Source organism: Pseudoalteromonas sp. 0303 (assembly GCF_013349995.1).
Lineage (GTDB): Bacteria > Pseudomonadota > Gammaproteobacteria > Enterobacterales > Alteromonadaceae > Pseudoalteromonas.
On record NZ_JABVXF010000009.1, the window covers coordinates 17,538 to 34,236 of the forward strand.

The window sequence follows — 16,699 nt, forward strand, 5'->3', positions numbered from 1 at the left end:
TTACCCTTCAACTTTAATACTTTTATCTTTAAAAATAGGTAACGTGTGGCGCTTGCCACTTATATCAAGCGTGGCACCTAAAGGCGAGATATTAATGACTTTCCCTCCTGGAAATCTTTCACCTTCCTGTAAAGTATATAATTTTCTGTGTTTTTTTTGCATCAATACTTCGAGTAGAACTGTTTTATTATTATTAACGTAGGTTGTTCCTATCACTTTAATAAAGTTAGGCGGCACTTTTTCGGGTTTTTTCTGTTTTGCTAGTGCTTTCTTACGCTTTAGCTTTTCTGCCGCTTCCTTTTCTTCTAAACGTTTTTTTTCTTGTTCCTCAACAAGTGATACAAAATTTTCTTTTAAAAACCCATCTATATCAAATTTTTCTTTACTTGAAGGTTTATAGTCAAAATTAGAAATCGTTCGTTCTTTTGTATTTTCTATTCCAACATAAATACGATTAAAAAAATCATAACTAACTATTAGTATAGAAAATAAAAGTGTTATAGAAACTCCTGCCTTCATATATCTTCCACTCTAAATAATACACTTAGCACAACCCTAGAAGTAGACATATTCCTCGTTTTTTGTAGCTTTAAATCATTACGAGCTGACTCAATAGTGAAAAACGGTGCAAGATCAGTAATTTCTTTTTGTGCTTTTATAATATTCAATAAATCTGCACTAAAAGTAACAATTAAATTACCTTCTCTTAAAAAGGGGTATGCTTCATTTCTCTTTATTTCTTCCCAGTTAAAACTATCTATACTTAAATTTAAATTTGAAGCTATCACTTCTAACCTTTGCTGTGTTGATAATTTTGCTTGCGCTTCACTCGAAAAAGAAGGGATTTTTTTTTCTAACTCTAAAAGAGCAGTGTTAATCTCAGTTTGCTGACTTTCTAGAATAGCTTTTTTTTCAATTATGCTTTCCATCTTGTTGTTTTTTATTACAACATTTTGTTTTTCTTGAACTAGACTATCCTGATAATCAAAAAAAGGAATTAATAAAAACTTTATGCAGGCTAACACTAAAATAAAATAAATTAGAAGTTGTTTATTTTGCATTTGTCATCTCGATACTAACTGTAAAATCTTCAACATTATTTCGCTTATAAACATTGCCAACAAACTGTGCACTGCTAACTGATTTTATCTCTAATAAATCAGCCAATATTTCACTCGCAGCTTTACCCGAGGTTCTTGCCCGTATAGTCACTTTTTCTGATTCTAAAAGATTGAAACTTAATATGTCTATATTTTCATCTAGAAAAGGTTTTAATACAACCCATACACTGACACCCCAGCCAGTGCGATTATCGAAGGAGGAAAGTGTTTTTACTAACTCTTTACCTTCTTGGTTACGATTTAATTGATCAAATAAAGGGTTTAACTGTTCATTTAGTTGTACAGTCTTTTGCTGATGATCCCGAAGAGATAACTCTAAATAAGCTTGAACGCCAATCAAATAAACAGAAAAAACTAGTACAACTGTAAAAAGAGGAAGCTTCCAATTAATTTTAATTTGCTCACCAAAAAGCTGCTTTGGGGCAAAAAGACCAACCACCTTCGGTCCTAATAAACCTTTTATGAGAGTAAATGATATTAAATTATTATTTAGCCACCTGAGGTCTTTATTTATAACTTTCACATTTGATGACACACCTGCACTTGCGTATATGTCATCTTTAGTCTGTAACAAGCCAGATAAAGCTAAGACTGTATGTTCATACTCAGATGGAAAGAATATATATCTAGTCTTATCATTTTCAACCATTACAAGATCTTTTTTTATCTGTTCTGAAATAAGCCAAGATTCAGGATATAAGATTTTCGCCTTAGGTAAATATGGCAAAACATCTTCTTTAATAAAAGCTTTAGTAACTTGCCTTTGATTATCTTTGTAATCAGATATTCGATATAAAAACGGTGTATCACTACTTTGTTGTTCAAGACGAAGAATTTTATGTAAATCTACTAAGCTTTTAAGATGATAGCTTTCTGTAACCTCACTATAATTTTTACAACCTAAAATTAACAGTAATGACTTTTCTTTCTTCGTTGGCTCTGTTGTATTTTCAACGCTATTGATCAGAAAAGGACGTTCGCGAAAAACAATAACAAAAGAATGAATAGCTCTTTGTATTAAAACTTCACTTAATTGTCTTATTAATCTTTTTAGTTTATTCATTTTCACTCATTTGATGCGATAGAAACATTATTGGTTCATGTGGAGTGGATAACTTTATTTTGAATTCAATTTGTTCAGTCCATACAGACTCTCCAACCTGTGAACGCAATATAACACGAAAGTATGGGCCAGCAATGACTGAGTATGAATTTAACGAATCATCAAGTAAGTATTTCTCAAAAACTGTATTTAGTGCATCTACACCGGCACCCCGCACTTTTAAAAACTCTTCGGCAGTGATTTCTCCCATCCTCGCAACTAAAGATTCTTTTGGCGCTAATGATGGATTAAAGTTACCAACATTATGCCTTGTAATATTTTTATTTAGGCAAATTTTGGTTTTGTGATTTTCTTTTTCTGTAAACATTTCTAATCGCTGTAGCCTGTCAATAGGCATTATTGATTTTCCGTCATGCTTTAAAAGCACTTTGCTCGCGACTGTTGAAACATCAACTTGTTTAACACCACATAACCTTAGTAAGTTTTCCATTGTGCTCGGAGCAATAAACCCATATAAAGAAAAAAGGCCACGGAGATCTTGTATTTTTACATCACTATTCTCAATAAAAAAGCTCTCATTATAGAATTTCCAGCCTTCATTTTCTAGCTCTCGTATTGGTCTGGTTAATAATTTGAAGAATACTTCTGCCTTAGCATTTTGTACGTTATTAAAAGCTTTTGTTTTATCTTGTAATCTTTGTGCTATTTTTAATTGATGGCTCGATTGCTTAATAAAATTTAATGTAATTATAGCCATAATAGCTGAGACGAATAGCATCATGACCATTGCAATGCCTTTTTGATTACTCATAGATCAAAGCCTGATTTTTCTGTTAATGCTTCCCCGTTGCTAAGTCTAAATGAAATTATTGTTTCACCAGATTGGATTACTATACTCTCCGGATTTAGACTTGTTGTAACTCCATCAAATTTGTTGTAACAGCTAGGTGCCTGTCGCGTGATTGAATCTATATCTGCAAAGCGTTGTTTGAATCCGCAATATGAAAATTCAATATTGCCTTTTGATACCAGCATCTTAACTCGATATTGGAAATTCAATTCTTGATCTAAGTAAATAAGGGGTGTGCTATCTGTTAAAGGCGCTTCTTCATACATTAAGCGATACCCTTTTACATCTTTCTCTTTAAACACCCGAACTACTGCCTTATTACCTGTAAAAATTGGCGACTCTGTAACAAAAGTCATCCCACTTTCATCACCTAAAAAGTAGTAAACTTCAGTGTAATCACCATTTTTTGAAGTCAAAACGGTTTGTGGGTACCCTGAAACAAAGACATCCTTTAATTGATTTAGTAATTGATATCGAACACGAACATTTTCAAAATGCCCCGTACTTTTATTCCAAAAGCGATCAAAATGCATGATAGAATATGTTGAGAGGGCAATTAAAGTCGAAAATATACTCAAAGATAATAGTAACTCAATGAGAGTGAAGCCTTTATTGGAATCTTTTAATACCATACGGTTTCCTTGTATGTAAAAAGCCTATCACTTTCAGACATATAAACTCTAATACTTACCTCGAAAACTAGAATCGTTTTTTTTACAGTCCCCTCATCCAAGGCCTGAGTTTTTAAAAGAGATTCTTTTAACTTTCTTGACTTCCATTCGTAGCTAATTTCTCCAAGCTTTCCTTGTCCCGTCATATTTTTTTTATTTAAGTTATTATTGAGCTCAATACTGACTCTAGGGACTATTATTGGTATTGCGGCATTAAACTTTATAGATTTTTCCGCACTCTTAGTATTTATTAATGAGTGTGAAAATGCTTCGTAAACTAAAGATAGTGCTATAAATAAAATCACCCCAGATATTAGCACTTCAATTATTGTAAAGCCTTTATTATTTTGCATATACATATTCAAACTCTTCGGGAAATAAGACCTCAAAAATATCTATCTCTTCTAAAGAGTCATCTTTTTGATATCGTAAAACCCTTCTATCTGGGTAACCATTTCTATTAAATTTAACAATAAATTCGTTTTTAAAACTCAATTTTTTCAATTTGATTATTTTGTTTAAACTGTTAATTTTAATTTCACTATTTCGAAAAGAAATATCATTTACGCTTCCACTGGAAAAACTATAGTTACTTACATTGATGAGTACTCTTTTTATTTCTAAGAGGTCTTTTTTATACTGAGCTCTTTCAACTTGTTTAATCCCGACTGGCGCAACAAAACTAAGTAACGTCGAAATAATAACAATAACTATTAATATTTCAATCAATGTAAATCCAAAGCTCTTTCTCATTATCATAAACCGACATCATTCGCTGATGTGATGCTCAACATTAAAGTAACAACCACCCCCCCAACGATTAAGCCCATAAAAAGTATCAAAACCGGTTCAAGTAAATTCAAAAATTGTGCTATTTTGCTATCAAATTCATTACGACTACGAGACACGATTTCCGTAAATACGCTATCTAATTCAGCTGTTTCTTCACCAACTTCAATTAATGAACGGTAAAAATCCGGAAATATATCAGATGAGGCCAATGCGTTATTTAATGAATTACCTCGCTTCAGCTCCTGAATCGAAAACTCAATCTGCCTTTTTAAATCAAGACTCTGTATGGAATCGGTTGCATTTAGTAACGCTTGATCTATCTTTAAGCCACTTTTCAGCATTAGACTAACAGCTGATGTAAAATTAACCCTTTCGACTTCTATCATTAATGAACCCAAAAAAGGTAATTTAAAAGCTATCTCTTGAATTAAATCACGATACTTATTATTTGAATACCCTACCTTGAGTAGATACCCCAGAAAGAAAACTATGGCTATTAAATAAAATTGATAATTCTGCAGCCAATTACTCAAGTTAAGTATTATTTCTGTATATATAGGAATGGTATCCCTTCCTTCAAATATACTTGACATACTTGGCACAACAAAATTAAAGATAAAGAGTATTGAGGCGATACATACACACAATATTGCTGACGGATAAACCAACGCTTGAGTTATTCTTTTTTTCAGTTCTGCTTTAAACTTTAAATCTTTTGCAAGCTCATAGAATACTTTTTTTAATTCCCCGGTTTTTTCACCTATCTTTAATAAGTTTAAGTATAATGGTGAAAAATATTGTGGGTAGGCAGAAAAGGCCACATGAAGAGAGTTACCTTTCGAAATAGAGTTTGAAAGTGAGTTAATTAGCTCTCCAGCCGCAGTATGAGACTTTGCTTTAGCAAGCATTTTAAGAGCTTTATCTAATTTAATACCGTTACCTAGCAAGATGCTCAGTTCTGAAGTTAAAAACTCTAAGTCTTTTAGTGTTACTTTTCCTGATTCTAACTTTGATGTATTTAATTTTGAAGCTTTTATTGATACAACTAGCAATCCATCTTTTTTTAGTTTTTCTATAGCTGAAGTTGTGTTTTCAGCTTCAATATGGCCTTGTATTGAATTTCCAGCTTTTGAGATACATTTGTAAGTGAATTGCATTAACCGGCCACTCTTAATACTTCTTCAATAGTTGTTTGGCCTTTTAAAGCCTTTAAAATACCATCTGCAAGCAAGTTTCTAAACCCATTTTCTTTATTTAGTTTTCTTGCTTTACTTAAGAACTTAGCATCTTTATCAAGTTCAGCTAATTCTTCATTACATTTTAAATATTCTATTAATGCAACCCGCCCCTTATAACCAGTTCCACTGCAAAAATTACAACCAACAGGCTCATGTAAACAACTATTTTTTAAGTCTAAGTTATATTCTTTAATAAGTTTGCTTATTACTGGCTGCTGTAATTTAAGTTCTGCATTTTCATCTGGTATTGAACAATGCGAACATAATTTTCTTGCCAAGCGCTGTGCAACTATCGATATTAATGCAGCCTCTAGTAAGAACTCATCAACACCTAAGTCGATTAGCCTAGTATAAGCACTAGCAGCATCATTTGTGTGAACGGTACTAAATACCAAATGACCTGTCAGCGCAGACTGTAATGCAATTTGTGCAGTTTTTTTATCTCGAATTTCACCTAGCATAATAATATCAGGATCTTGTCTTACTATACTTCTGAGGCCATCCGCAAAATCAAAACCAATATCCGTATTTATTTGAACCTGATTTATATTTTCTAATTGGTACTCTACTGGATCTTCAAGAGTAATAATTTTGACTTTTTCACTATTTAATTTACTTAAGAATGAATAGAGTGTTGTTGTTTTACCACTTCCTGTAGGACCTGTTAGTAAAACAACGCCTGAGGTCTTTTGAATATCTTTTTCAAGTTCTTGTTGTGTATCAGCTTCAATGCCAAGGCTATTGAGATCGTATGCTAAAGCTTCACTGCGTAAAAAACGCAGTACAAAGCTTTCACCGTTAGCTAGTGGTAAGCATGATACGCGTAAATCAAGCTCTTCGCCTGAAATACGCATAGCAATCTTTCCATCTTGAGGTCGTCGCTTTTCTGCAATATCCATATTGCTCAAAATTTTCAACCTTGTAATTAGAGCCATCTGTAAAGAACGAGCTATTTTCTCGTCTATCTTTAAAACCCCATCCACGCGATACCTAACAATCAAATCACTATTAACAGGTTCGATATGCATATCAGAAGCACCAAGCTTTAAGCCTTTTTGAATTAAGCTATTCAGTAAGTTAACAACTGGAGCTTCTAAAGCAGCCTCTTTTAGCTTATCTAACTCTGTATTTGTGATTTCGTTATATATATCATCATTCTTATCCTTACTAATATGTTCAATATCACTTCTTTTAGTAATATAAATTGTTATTTCTTCAGGATTAAGGTTTGATATATAGTTGTTGAAGCTTGATTCAAATGGCTCTGCAACAAGAAAAGTATCATTTGTTTCAATAAATGATAATTTGTACGCTTTTCCTTCTGATATTTTGCTTACAGAATCAGCGTTATTTAAAAGCTCATCGATTTTATCTACATCAATTAGAGGTAGATCAAAGTATGTCGCATAAATTTCTGCAACAACGCCCTCATCGATAACTCCCATGTTTTCTAATATCAACTCTAGCTTTCCACCAAACTCATCTTGAAAGCTTAATGCTTTGCTTAAGTCTTGATTATTGATACCAAATGAATTAACTAACAAGGTTTCTAGCTTGGTCATTGTAGGATTATATCCTCATCTTCGTCTTCCCCACCTTCAGCTCCATCTGCAGCTAAGGATTTAAGAATAAAAGGTTTTAGTTTATCATTTGTAGTCTCATAACTATAACTATTACCCCAAGGATCTAATGGCACGTCTTTAGGTAAATATGGACCGTCCCAATTGTTGACTTCACTTCGTCTCAACTCCGCTAACGCTTCAGGCAATCTACCTGTATCTAATCTATATGCACTAATTGCAGTTTCTAACATTTGCATTTGTGCTTCTGCTGCTTTTCTTTTTGATGAGCCTACTTTAGAAAACATTTCAGGGGCTACAATTGAAACGAGTAAACCTAAAATAACTATAGTGATCAACAATTCAATAAGAGTAAAACCCATATTAGTCTTAGTTTTTCGCATGACTCTGTCCTAAACATAATTTAATTGATGTAAGTGATGATACTGAAATGAAATAGTAAGTTAAAGCTTTATGTTGTTACTGAGCCATGGTTTATTTAAGCTTAAAAAGGCTCTAAACCTGAAAGCAAAAGCTAAGCTCAAACTAACTGTATACATAAGCTCAGTACTTTTCGTACTCAAAAACAAAACTAAATACGAAGCTGTTAAATAGGCGAAGATAGTAGCAACTGTTGCACCAAGAGCACCATATGACGGTATTAACCAAAGGTTGAGAATAAGATTGGTTATAGCACCTAAAAGGTGACTATAAACTGATAACATGAACTGTTCATGTATTATAAGCCACTGACTTACCAAGACTCTTAAGGCGATAAAAACTGTTGCAATTATATGCAACTGCAATATTAAAATAGAATTCACATAACTTTCACCATAAATTACAGTAATAATTAATTCTGCAAACAAGTTAACTGTAACGACTACACATAAGCCTAACAGTAAAGTCTTATCCATAAGGAACTGTAGTGTTTTGTTAAACAACACTGAATTCTGTAACTTTATTTTCAGTAAAACAGGAAAGTAACGTGCAAGCAGTACAGTTGGAATAAAAATCCACGCTTCAGATACCCTTGAAGCTGCGCTATAAATTCCAGCTTCATACGTAGAATGTAGTTTTTCAAGCATGACCACATCCATTTTTAAATAGATAACGGATAGAAAAGCAGAGAGCATCAATAAAAATGATTTTCTCAACAACCTAAAGCCTTGTTTCAGATTTACATTGAAAGTTAATGCAAAGTCTGATTTTTTAAAAAAGACGACAAGAATCATTAATTCAACGGTTAATGTCTCGAATGCAAATAAGCATAACACTATTGATACTTGTGGATATTCAAGAACAACTAAGCACTTTAGAAATGCAAAAATAAGTGTTATTAAAGCTCTAAACTTACATATTAACTTAAATTGCTCTTGATACTGCAGCGATAACTCACACAACTGAAAAGCAAGGAAAGCTTGAGAAAAAATGAAAAAGCTAAAAGCCAAGTTATTGAAATAAAAATGAGTAAGAAGACTAAGGGCTAAACCAAAAAAAAATCTAAAAAAAACAGCAGTAGTTAATAACTCTCCTTTGGATTGAGGTTCATTAATATCTGATATTTCTTTAATGATTAACTTATTCATCCCGAGGGATGCTAATGGAATAAAAAGCGCAGCAATTGCAAGTAAAGAATTGAGCTCACCGAAGTTATCTACGCCTAAACTTCTTGCAATTATAGAGACTGCGACTAACCCGCTAATTATTTTTACAATTTTATCAAATAAAATATAAAAAGAGTTACTTTTGAATACAGCAGGTATATTATTCATTTACAGTTAACGACGTTGAAGAATCTTTTTTTTGTGAATAAGGGACCCCTCCACTACAATCAGCTTTTCCAACAGCAACTAACATAATTACTCTCTTGTATGTAGGTAGGTTTAAAATACTGTTTATCTCTTTATTCTTTTTGTCATTCTCTGGCCAGTTAAGAACACAAGTATTAAAACCAAAATTTTCAAAAGCCAAAAGTAACATCATAGAAGATAAAGATGCATCTATGTAAATAAGATGCCTGTCCCTTTCCAAGTAATAACCAGAATAGTCACCAATAACAACCATCAGACTTGGTATATTATCAGCAAAGCCTGTTACACCACCTGGTAACTTTAGTAATTTAGCTAACAAATCCTTATTATCGACGAAACGATATTCAAAAGACTGCCTATTACACGCACTGGGCGCCTGCAATGATATATCCACAACCCTCTTTACAATGTCTATTGAAGGAGAACTGTTTTTTTCAAACCATCTCACAGAGGCTCTTTTATAAACTAGCTCCTCAAATTCAGAGCGGTGCTCAAGATCTGGTTTAGCTTTATGTAGGTAGGGTATTTTACTCGAGGATTTAGGGAGGTAATTTATACTTTGAAATAATTTTAAGCTAGATTGGATTTTTCTATGGTCTAGTTTTACAACTCGAAAGTACTCCGTTAACACACTAAAAGCCCAGTCTAGCTCTGAAGTAGCAGATTGTGAACTAGATGAACACCCTTTAAATGTCTCCACCGTTTCTTCAATATAATCAGTAGCGAACTCAGGCTTGCGAGGTTGCATAATCAGCCCTTTTTCTAGCCTATGAATATTTCTCCTAAGCAAAGAGTTAGATTGTTTCTTCTTTTTAGCTATCAAATTAAAGCGACGCAGCCCCGACAAAAGGGCTGTTTGTTCAAATGTGTAACTTCTGCTAAAAAGAAAATAAAATTTTGCTAAAACAAAGTTAAAACTGCAAACGTTTAAAATAAAACGCTTGCAGGTTGACTTTAATTTAGAAAGCTTGTGCTTCATGCTTACAACGAGCTTATCGCAGCAACAGCAATACCTAATTGATATAATATTTGAGTTGCTGAACTCCAAAGAGTCAAGTTATCAATGTGGTCAGTATTAAGTGGCACCACGATCGTATCACCAGGGGATAGCTGCACCTTATTTTCAACAGCAAACCATGACGAAGTTTCAGGAATTTCAACTAAACCACTTGCTTTAATTATATAAATTTTTTCTTCATCAGCTCTTTGCTTAAGGCCACCACTACGGTTTATGTAATCATTTAATGTAAGCTCAGAATCATATAAATGAGAACTAGAGAAGTTAACTTCACCTACTACATTAACACTTACACTTTTACTCGGAATGTATAGTGCATCACCATTCTCCAATGCTAAACTTTTCTTTCCAGCTAAGATGTCAGGCAAGTCAATAACCAGTCTTCCAACAGCCTTAACTTTTGATAAATCCTCTATTAAGTTGTTCATATCTTGGTACGATAAGCTAGCTTCTGTGATAGAGGTATTAAAACTTTTTGCCGCAATATCACGCCTTAACTCTTGAGAAAGTTTAATTAACTCTTGCTGTTGCTTATTCTGTATTGATAAACGGGTGAATACAGCTGAATTAGGGCTTGAAAATTGAGTTAAGCCACCGGCTCTATCAATAAGTTGAGAGAGTGATTCACCTTTTTTTATGCTATATGTACCAGGAAAGCGAACTTCTCCAAAAAGTTTAACTTTGATATCTTCTTGCCAATTTGGTTTTGGAAAGATATTAATACTATCTTTACTAATTAACTGGAAACCTTCTCTATCTGCTTTAGTTAGCTCTGATAATAGCTCTATATTAATATGCTCAACATCGTGATCCTGCCCATAAACCAACCTTGTTATTTCTGAGCTTTCTAAATAGGCTGACTCTTTAAGCCCACCAGCAGCAATGATTGCGTTACGAACAGAAGTATTCTTAGCTAGTGGGTACAAACCAGGAAAAGAAACTTCTCCACGAATCGTAAAAGTATCCACTTTATCGCCAAGCAAACTTTGTTCTTTTAGTTTTGCAATTATTGGCTGAAGCAACTTTGTTCTACTAAAAAAAGCTAAATCGCTCTCAGGCAGATTTTCTTCTTCGCCAAAACTCAGCCCACTAAAGTTTGAAGCAATTTGATTTTGCTCCTCTTCAGCATCTTTTACGTTCTTTTTAGATAATGACTCTAAACCAATAAAGTCATAAAACTTTCTTTGCTCAAATGCATTCCACAACTTAAGCTGTTCTTTTCGCTCTATTTGCTCTTGAGTCAGTGCAGCGTTTGACATTGCTAGCTGCTCATTTTCTCTAGATAAATAGCGGCTAAAAACGAGTACTTTATCTTTAGATTGTAATGCTAGATCATGCTCTAAATCACCATTCAATGCCTTTAATAATGAGAATTGATAAAGTTCAATATCGCCTTTTTCATTTATCTCACGTACTAATAATGAATAATCATAATCTGCTATTGGTAATACATCTGTTTTAATCGAATTAAATAGATCACTAATTCTTTGGCCCTCGTTCCAAGCTAAGTTACCTGGGTACGTTACAGCACCAATTAAAGTAACAACTTTGTCTAGTTGTTCACTTGAAGAAGGTATATTGATTACATCACCATTCTGAGGGGTATATTGATTGGCCATTGCAAGGTTTATCTGTAGTACTGTTTTATCACTGTTTCCTGTATACCTTTCAATTACAGTACCCTGGGGGTAAGCTGACGCATTTAATCCACCCGCCATCTTCATTAAATCTTTATTAGACTCCCCACCTTTTAATTCATAAATTGCAGGACGTCTAACGTCACCTTTAATTGTCACCTGTTCACCTACGGCAGGAATAAAGACTACATCTCCAGGTTTAAGCATGACATCATCAGTGCTATCACCTTGAATTAATAGATCATAAAGATCTAATGTTTTTATCGTTTTACCAGCACGTTTAAGTTGAACCTTCCTCAAAGAGCCTATTTCAGAAATACCACCACTAACAAACAGTGCGTGTGTTATTGATGATAGTGATGGAACTGTGTAAGCCCCTGGCTTGTGTGCCTCACCCAAAACCATAATACGAATGGTACGAGTTTTACCCATCGACACAAAAACATCAGTACCGATCATTTCATTTTTAACTTTAGCTTTAATTAAGTTAACAACATCACGGTACTCCATACCAGCGACGGTTACAGGCTTAAGATTTGAAATACTAAGACGGCCTTCACGATCAATCGTTACTTCTTCAGATAAAGTCTCTTTGCCAAAAAAGTTTACACTAACAGTGTCTCCAGCCCCCACTATATAACTATCAGGAACAAGAGCATTCTCAGGTGGCGCAAATGAGGTTGGTTGCCCAGAAAAAAGTTCATAGCCAAATGGCTCAATGCTCTCTTCTTTTGGCTTATAGCGCTCCTCTTCAATGGTAAATTGCTCTTGTGAGGTTGCAAACGGATCTCTTGGTAATACTGATGGCTCATCAGTGACAACTTCTGAAGAACTACGATTACTATCGCTCAGAAGGCTCATATCTAAGCCATACTTCTTAGCAAGCACTTGCTGCTGAGCTTTGGGTAGCTTTTTAAATTGTTCAATTTGTTGTTTTGTTGGGGATACAGATTGCGCATGAGCAACTGAATATAAAAAAGAATTGAGCAAAAATATTGCCATCAACAACTTAAAAAACTTCACAAAGTTTCCCTTCTAAGAAAATAAAGATAACCGCGGCATACTACATCATTTTTTGAGCAAAAAAAATGGGTAAACAAGTTTACCCATTTATAATTAACTCAAAAATTAAAAACTATACACAAGCGTTAGTGACGTTTCTGTATCTGTGTTTTCTTTGTCATCAGCAACATCTGAGTTGTGAGTGATGTTGTAAGCTACTTTCATTTGTAGTGAGCCGTTGATCTTAGCAAGGATTGCAGACTCTGAACGTGTTTTAGTATTGGTATCACCATATTCAACTGATACTAACTGAGTAAAACGTGCACTGTCTGAAATCTGCCAGTTGTAATCTACTTTACCTAGTGCGATTGCTTCACCTTCGCGCTCACCTGCAAGTGAGTTACCGTTGTCATCAACCTCAGTGCTGTCGTCTGGATATTGGAAGTACTTATAACCTGGACCGATTTCAGCATTTAGCCACATGTCAGAACGGTCGATTAAGCGTAAACCGTAACCCGCTGAGATTACTGATTCATTACGATATGCACCAAAGTAATCAGATACGTGCGAACCGTAGATGAATAAGTGTGAGTGCTTTTCGTTTAATTTATAGTTACCTTGCGCTGAAATTGAGTACTTTTCGTTAGTACGCTGTGTTTCTTTTACACCTTGGTCGTTTTCGATCTCATCTTCTTTGTAGATGCCGTCTAACTTGTACTCGTTATTCCAGTTTTCTAGGTTATGTAATACCTTGATACCACCTTTAAGTGTGGTTGTTTCAGTGTTACCGCTTGTTACGATAGCACCTAATTCACTGGTTACATCCCAAGTTTTGGCTTCATCTGCTGCGAATGCGCTAGTTGCAGCGCTTGCTGCAACTAGAATTGATAATGCTTTTAATTTCATTAAAAAATAACCTTTACTACTTGTACGTTAGACTTAATTAGTCTTCTTTGTGCAAATGAACATCCATTTGCGGGAATGGGATTGTGATGTTGGCATCGTCTAGTGCGATCTTAATGTTTTCCATTAAGTCGAAATACGTTGGCCAGTAATCAGCTGAGTTAACCCAAGGGCGAACTACAAAGTTTACACTTGAATCTGCAAGCTCAGATACCGCTACTGTGTATGCTGGGTCTTTTAATAAGCGCTCTTCTTTATCTAAAACTGATTTAAGTACTGCCTTTGCTTCTTTAAGATCTGCATCGTAACCAACACCGATTACTAAATCGATACGACGAGTTGATTCACGAGAGAAATTTGTAATTGGGCTGCCCATAATTGATGAGTTAGGCATGATAATTACTTTGTTGTCTGGTGTACGTAATTCTGTAGAGAAAATTTCGATTTTCTTAACTGTGCCCGCTTTACCACCTGCTTCTACATAGTCACCTGATTTGAAAGGGCGAAGTAAGATGATTAAAACACCTGATGCAAAGTTAGATAATGAGCCTTGTAATGCTAAACCTACTGCTAAACCAGCCGCACCTAAAATAGCAATGAATGATGTAGTTTCAATACCAAGTTGAGATAGTGCCATTAAGATTGTTGCAGCAAATACAATTGCATAGACAATGCTAGCAACAAATGAACCTACAGCTTTATCGACTTTCTTTTTATCAAATGCTTTTTCAGTTAAGCCTTCGCAGAATTTAGCGATGCGACCACCGATGAAGAAAATGATTAGCGCTAGAACCGCCTGAACGGCGTAATGTATGATTAAACCTGAATTCTCGTTGATCCAGTTCATTATTGTATCCATGTTCTCTCCTGAAGTTCATTTTTAGCATAACGCTGTACAAATTATATATGATCTTTGGTTAAAAAATCATTAAATTACGCATAAAACTACGAAATGAGTATTTGCTCAATTACAAAAGTCGCAAGTCTAATCTGCGAAACTGAACGCGAGCTGACCATTGATAGTTTTCTGAATTTTCTGAAGTAAATAAGTTTTTTTTACTTTTTTCAATTTAGGGCTTCACAAGCCAACCTTAATTATGTAATATGCGCGCCACACCAAACGAGGTGTATCTCAGTGGCGGCTGTAGCTCAGTTGGTAGAGCCCCGGATTGTGATTCCGGTTGTCGTGGGTTCAAGCCCCATCAGTCGCCCCACTTCTCCCCCCTTTGTAAATTCCTATATTTTCTTAAATATTTTTTATTTTGAATTTCAAGATTTAGTTTTATCTTCAATACCTGTTTTCAATTCGAAAAGCCGTCAGCTTTCAGCTGTCAGTTTTGAGCCGAACTGTGTTGTTTGTGGGTACCGTATTGATTTGTCGTCTGGGTGTTGAATGTAAGACGCGCCAAGCAAGCGTGACGCCTACATGGTAAGATGCGTTTTAACGCCGAACAGATCGGACCTAATCACGGCTAAAGCCGTTCCCACGAGATGCGAAATATTGTAGGTGTGAAATTTATTTCACGCGAAAGCCTAGCACCTAGAGCCTATCCCCTAATACCTAGCGCCTAATTTTTCAAACCCCAAACAAAAAATGCCACCTTTCGGTGGCATTACACACGGGATTATTTCTATTTACTAGAAATGCTTTTCAAAGTTCAAGGCGGTGCGCTTTTCACCCAACCTCAAACTCATAATTACTTCCAACTTTTCATCTTATGACCTTTAACAGCATAGAAAAGTATGAATAAATAACAAGGCAACATCACAATATAAGCCATTTGTTGTGCTTCTGCGCTTTTTACGCCGCCACTTGCCAGGCCCCAAAATAATGGACCAAATGCGCCACCGGCTATGCCCATAACGAGCAGACCAGAGCCTACACTAGTTAGCTTGCCTAAACCAGATAATGCTAACGGCCAAACTGCAGGCCAAACAATCGCGTTTGCAAAGCCTAGCACAGCAATGAGCAATAAGGTATCAGGTAGTACCGATTTTAGGCCAAACAATGTTGATATAAATACAGTTTCATTGCTACCTGTAACTATCGCTAGAGTTAACACACAACCCAGTACCGCTGAAATTGTCAGCGCTGTTTGCTGCGATAAGACTCTTGGAATAAGTAAAATCCCTAAAAAGTAACCTAGCACCATACAACCCATGGTGTACGATGTCATAACACTGTATTTTTCAACACCTAAAGACAACGCAAAGCTACCAATGGTATCACCTGCGATAACCTCAACGGCTACATAAACAAAAAGTGCCACTATTCCTAATGCAAGGCTCGGATGGCTTAACGCTTCTTTTACTTGCCCTGGTTTTTGTTCATCAACGTCGTCATAAATTAACTCTGGTAATGGCATTTTAGTAACTGCAAAGCCGAGTATACCAATAAAAATAGCCATCCCTAAATACGGTAATATTAAGCCATTGGCCATGGCATCAATATCAGCTTGGCTAAGCTCTTTACCTACAAAGCCTTTAAAATCGCTGAGTATCAGTGCGGTAAACACAATCGGCGCAACAACACCTGCACCTTTATTCAATATACCCATAATACTAACGCGAGCCGCGGCTGATTCTTCTGGGCCGATTCTTACTACGTATGGGTTAACCGCTGTTTGTAATAACGTTTGCCCTGCTCCCATAACAAGCTGCGCGAATAAAAACAGTGCAAAAACTTGCGTTTTTGCAGCAGGAATAAACAGTAAACCCGCCACCATCATGGTCGCCATACCCAGCGCCATACCGTTTTTATAACCTACCTTTTTGATGATCATCGCCGAAGGTAGGGCCGTAAAAGTCACGGCGATATAAAACGAGAAAATAATCAGCGATGCCTGAAACGGTGAAAGCTGCAAAATTTGCTGTAAAAATGGCATCAGTGAACCATTTAACCATGTAGCAAAACCCAGTATAAAAAACAGCGTTGCAACAATCGCCATAGGCACAACACTGCTTTGTTTATTCATTTCAGACATAACATTTCCCATAACAGCACAGTTCGACTCTACAGCGCTGCTGATTC

At 35.3% G+C, this 16,699-nt stretch carries 16 protein-coding genes and 1 tRNA gene; 1 reads left to right on the forward strand and 16 read right to left on the reverse strand.

The annotated features are described in order from the left end of the window. The 15 genes from HUS62_RS08035 to HUS62_RS08105 form a co-directional block, all read right to left on the reverse strand. Positions 1-519, reverse strand: coding sequence for a hypothetical protein (locus HUS62_RS08035; RefSeq protein WP_175079114.1), 519 nt, complete (start codon positions 517-519; stop codon positions 1-3). Continuing rightward, positions 516-1,061, reverse strand: coding sequence for a hypothetical protein (locus HUS62_RS08040; RefSeq protein WP_175079115.1), 546 nt, complete (start codon positions 1,059-1,061; stop codon positions 516-518). The genes HUS62_RS08035 and HUS62_RS08040 overlap by 4 nt, the downstream gene beginning before the upstream one ends. Continuing rightward, positions 1,051-2,184, reverse strand: coding sequence for a hypothetical protein (locus HUS62_RS08045; protein ID WP_175079116.1), 1,134 nt, complete (start codon positions 2,182-2,184; stop codon positions 1,051-1,053). The genes HUS62_RS08040 and HUS62_RS08045 overlap by 11 nt, the downstream gene beginning before the upstream one ends. Then, complete coding sequence (locus HUS62_RS08050; RefSeq protein ID WP_175079117.1) at positions 2,177-2,995, reverse strand: hypothetical protein; 819 nt, start codon at positions 2,993-2,995, stop codon at positions 2,177-2,179. Before HUS62_RS08050 ends, HUS62_RS08045 begins: the two co-directional genes overlap by 8 nt. Beyond that, positions 2,992-3,666, reverse strand: a complete 675-nt coding sequence (locus HUS62_RS08055) for a prepilin-type N-terminal cleavage/methylation domain-containing protein (protein WP_175079118.1) — start codon at positions 3,664-3,666, stop codon at positions 2,992-2,994. Before HUS62_RS08055 ends, HUS62_RS08050 begins: the two co-directional genes overlap by 4 nt. Continuing rightward, positions 3,657-4,064, reverse strand: coding sequence for a type II secretion system protein (locus HUS62_RS08060; protein WP_175079119.1), 408 nt, complete (start codon positions 4,062-4,064; stop codon positions 3,657-3,659). Before HUS62_RS08060 ends, HUS62_RS08055 begins: the two co-directional genes overlap by 10 nt. Then, positions 4,048-4,464, reverse strand: coding sequence for a prepilin-type N-terminal cleavage/methylation domain-containing protein (locus HUS62_RS08065; protein WP_309473918.1), 417 nt, complete (start codon positions 4,462-4,464; stop codon positions 4,048-4,050). Before HUS62_RS08065 ends, HUS62_RS08060 begins: the two co-directional genes overlap by 17 nt. Continuing rightward, on the reverse strand, positions 4,461-5,654 hold the full coding sequence (locus HUS62_RS08070; RefSeq protein ID WP_175079121.1) for a type II secretion system F family protein: 1,194 nt from the start codon (positions 5,652-5,654) through the stop codon (positions 4,461-4,463). Before HUS62_RS08070 ends, HUS62_RS08065 begins: the two co-directional genes overlap by 4 nt. Next, entirely contained in the window at positions 5,654-7,297 is a 1,644-nt protein-coding gene (locus HUS62_RS08075; RefSeq protein ID WP_175079122.1) for a GspE/PulE family protein, read from the reverse strand. The genes HUS62_RS08070 and HUS62_RS08075 overlap by 1 nt, the downstream gene beginning before the upstream one ends. Continuing rightward, positions 7,294-7,698 (reverse strand): type II secretion system major pseudopilin GspG, encoded by a 405-nt coding sequence (gene gspG, locus HUS62_RS08080; protein WP_175079123.1) that lies wholly within the window; start codon positions 7,696-7,698, stop codon positions 7,294-7,296. The genes HUS62_RS08075 and gspG overlap by 4 nt, the downstream gene beginning before the upstream one ends. A 60-nt stretch (positions 7,699-7,758) precedes the next feature. Continuing rightward, on the reverse strand, positions 7,759-9,069 hold the full coding sequence (locus tag HUS62_RS08085) for a flippase (RefSeq protein WP_175079124.1): 1,311 nt from the start codon (positions 9,067-9,069) through the stop codon (positions 7,759-7,761). Then, entirely contained in the window at positions 9,062-10,087 is a 1,026-nt protein-coding gene (locus HUS62_RS08090) for a nitroreductase family protein (protein ID WP_175079125.1), read from the reverse strand. Before HUS62_RS08090 ends, HUS62_RS08085 begins: the two co-directional genes overlap by 8 nt. 2 nt (positions 10,088-10,089) lie before the next feature. Then, positions 10,090-12,786 carry an SLBB domain-containing protein gene (locus HUS62_RS08095; protein ID WP_309473919.1) on the reverse strand — a complete coding sequence of 899 codons (2,697 nt, stop codon included), beginning with the start codon at positions 12,784-12,786 and terminating at the stop codon, positions 10,090-10,092. Between the two features lie 105 nt (positions 12,787-12,891). Continuing rightward, positions 12,892-13,671: a YdiY family protein gene (locus HUS62_RS08100; protein WP_175079126.1), complete on the reverse strand. Its 780-nt coding sequence runs from the start codon at positions 13,669-13,671 to the stop codon at positions 12,892-12,894. Positions 13,672-13,708: 37 nt separating this feature from the next. Then, positions 13,709-14,527 carry a mechanosensitive ion channel family protein gene (locus tag HUS62_RS08105; protein ID WP_054563554.1) on the reverse strand — a complete coding sequence of 273 codons (819 nt, stop codon included), beginning with the start codon at positions 14,525-14,527 and terminating at the stop codon, positions 13,709-13,711. Positions 14,528-14,806: 279 nt separating this feature from the next. Here HUS62_RS08105 and HUS62_RS08110 point away from each other — a divergent pair. Then, positions 14,807-14,882 (forward strand) — tRNA-His (locus HUS62_RS08110). Between the two features lie 483 nt (positions 14,883-15,365). Here the strand turns inward: HUS62_RS08110 and nagP are convergent. Beyond that, complete coding sequence (gene nagP, locus HUS62_RS08115) at positions 15,366-16,652, reverse strand: N-acetylglucosamine MFS transporter NagP (RefSeq protein ID WP_258536737.1); 1,287 nt, start codon at positions 16,650-16,652, stop codon at positions 15,366-15,368. Positions 16,653-16,699: the final 47 nt, after the last annotated feature.

Coding starts and splice junctions, on each gene's coding strand:
- HUS62_RS08035 (WP_175079114.1), bottom strand. CDS start 519: ATGAAGGCAGGAGTTTCTATAACACTTTTATTTTCTATACTAATAGTT.
- HUS62_RS08040 (WP_175079115.1), bottom strand. CDS start 1,061: ATGCAAAATAAACAACTTCTAATTTATTTTATTTTAGTGTTAGCCTGC.
- HUS62_RS08045 (WP_175079116.1), bottom strand. CDS start 2,184: ATGAATAAACTAAAAAGATTAATAAGACAATTAAGTGAAGTTTTAATA.
- HUS62_RS08050 (WP_175079117.1), bottom strand. CDS start 2,995: ATGAGTAATCAAAAAGGCATTGCAATGGTCATGATGCTATTCGTCTCA.
- HUS62_RS08055 (WP_175079118.1), bottom strand. CDS start 3,666: ATGGTATTAAAAGATTCCAATAAAGGCTTCACTCTCATTGAGTTACTA.
- HUS62_RS08060 (WP_175079119.1), bottom strand. CDS start 4,064: ATGTATATGCAAAATAATAAAGGCTTTACAATAATTGAAGTGCTAATA.
- HUS62_RS08065 (WP_309473918.1), bottom strand. CDS start 4,464: ATGATAATGAGAAAGAGCTTTGGATTTACATTGATTGAAATATTAATA.
- HUS62_RS08070 (WP_175079121.1), bottom strand. CDS start 5,654: ATGCAATTCACTTACAAATGTATCTCAAAAGCTGGAAATTCAATACAA.
- HUS62_RS08075 (WP_175079122.1), bottom strand. CDS start 7,297: ATGACCAAGCTAGAAACCTTGTTAGTTAATTCATTTGGTATCAATAAT.
- gspG (WP_175079123.1), bottom strand. CDS start 7,698: ATGCGAAAAACTAAGACTAATATGGGTTTTACTCTTATTGAATTGTTG.
- HUS62_RS08085 (WP_175079124.1), bottom strand. CDS start 9,069: ATGAATAATATACCTGCTGTATTCAAAAGTAACTCTTTTTATATTTTA.
- HUS62_RS08090 (WP_175079125.1), bottom strand. CDS start 10,087: ATGAAGCACAAGCTTTCTAAATTAAAGTCAACCTGCAAGCGTTTTATT.
- HUS62_RS08100 (WP_175079126.1), bottom strand. CDS start 13,671: ATGAAATTAAAAGCATTATCAATTCTAGTTGCAGCAAGCGCTGCAACT.
- HUS62_RS08105 (WP_054563554.1), bottom strand. CDS start 14,527: ATGGATACAATAATGAACTGGATCAACGAGAATTCAGGTTTAATCATA.
- nagP (WP_258536737.1), bottom strand. CDS start 16,652: ATGTCTGAAATGAATAAACAAAGCAGTGTTGTGCCTATGGCGATTGTT.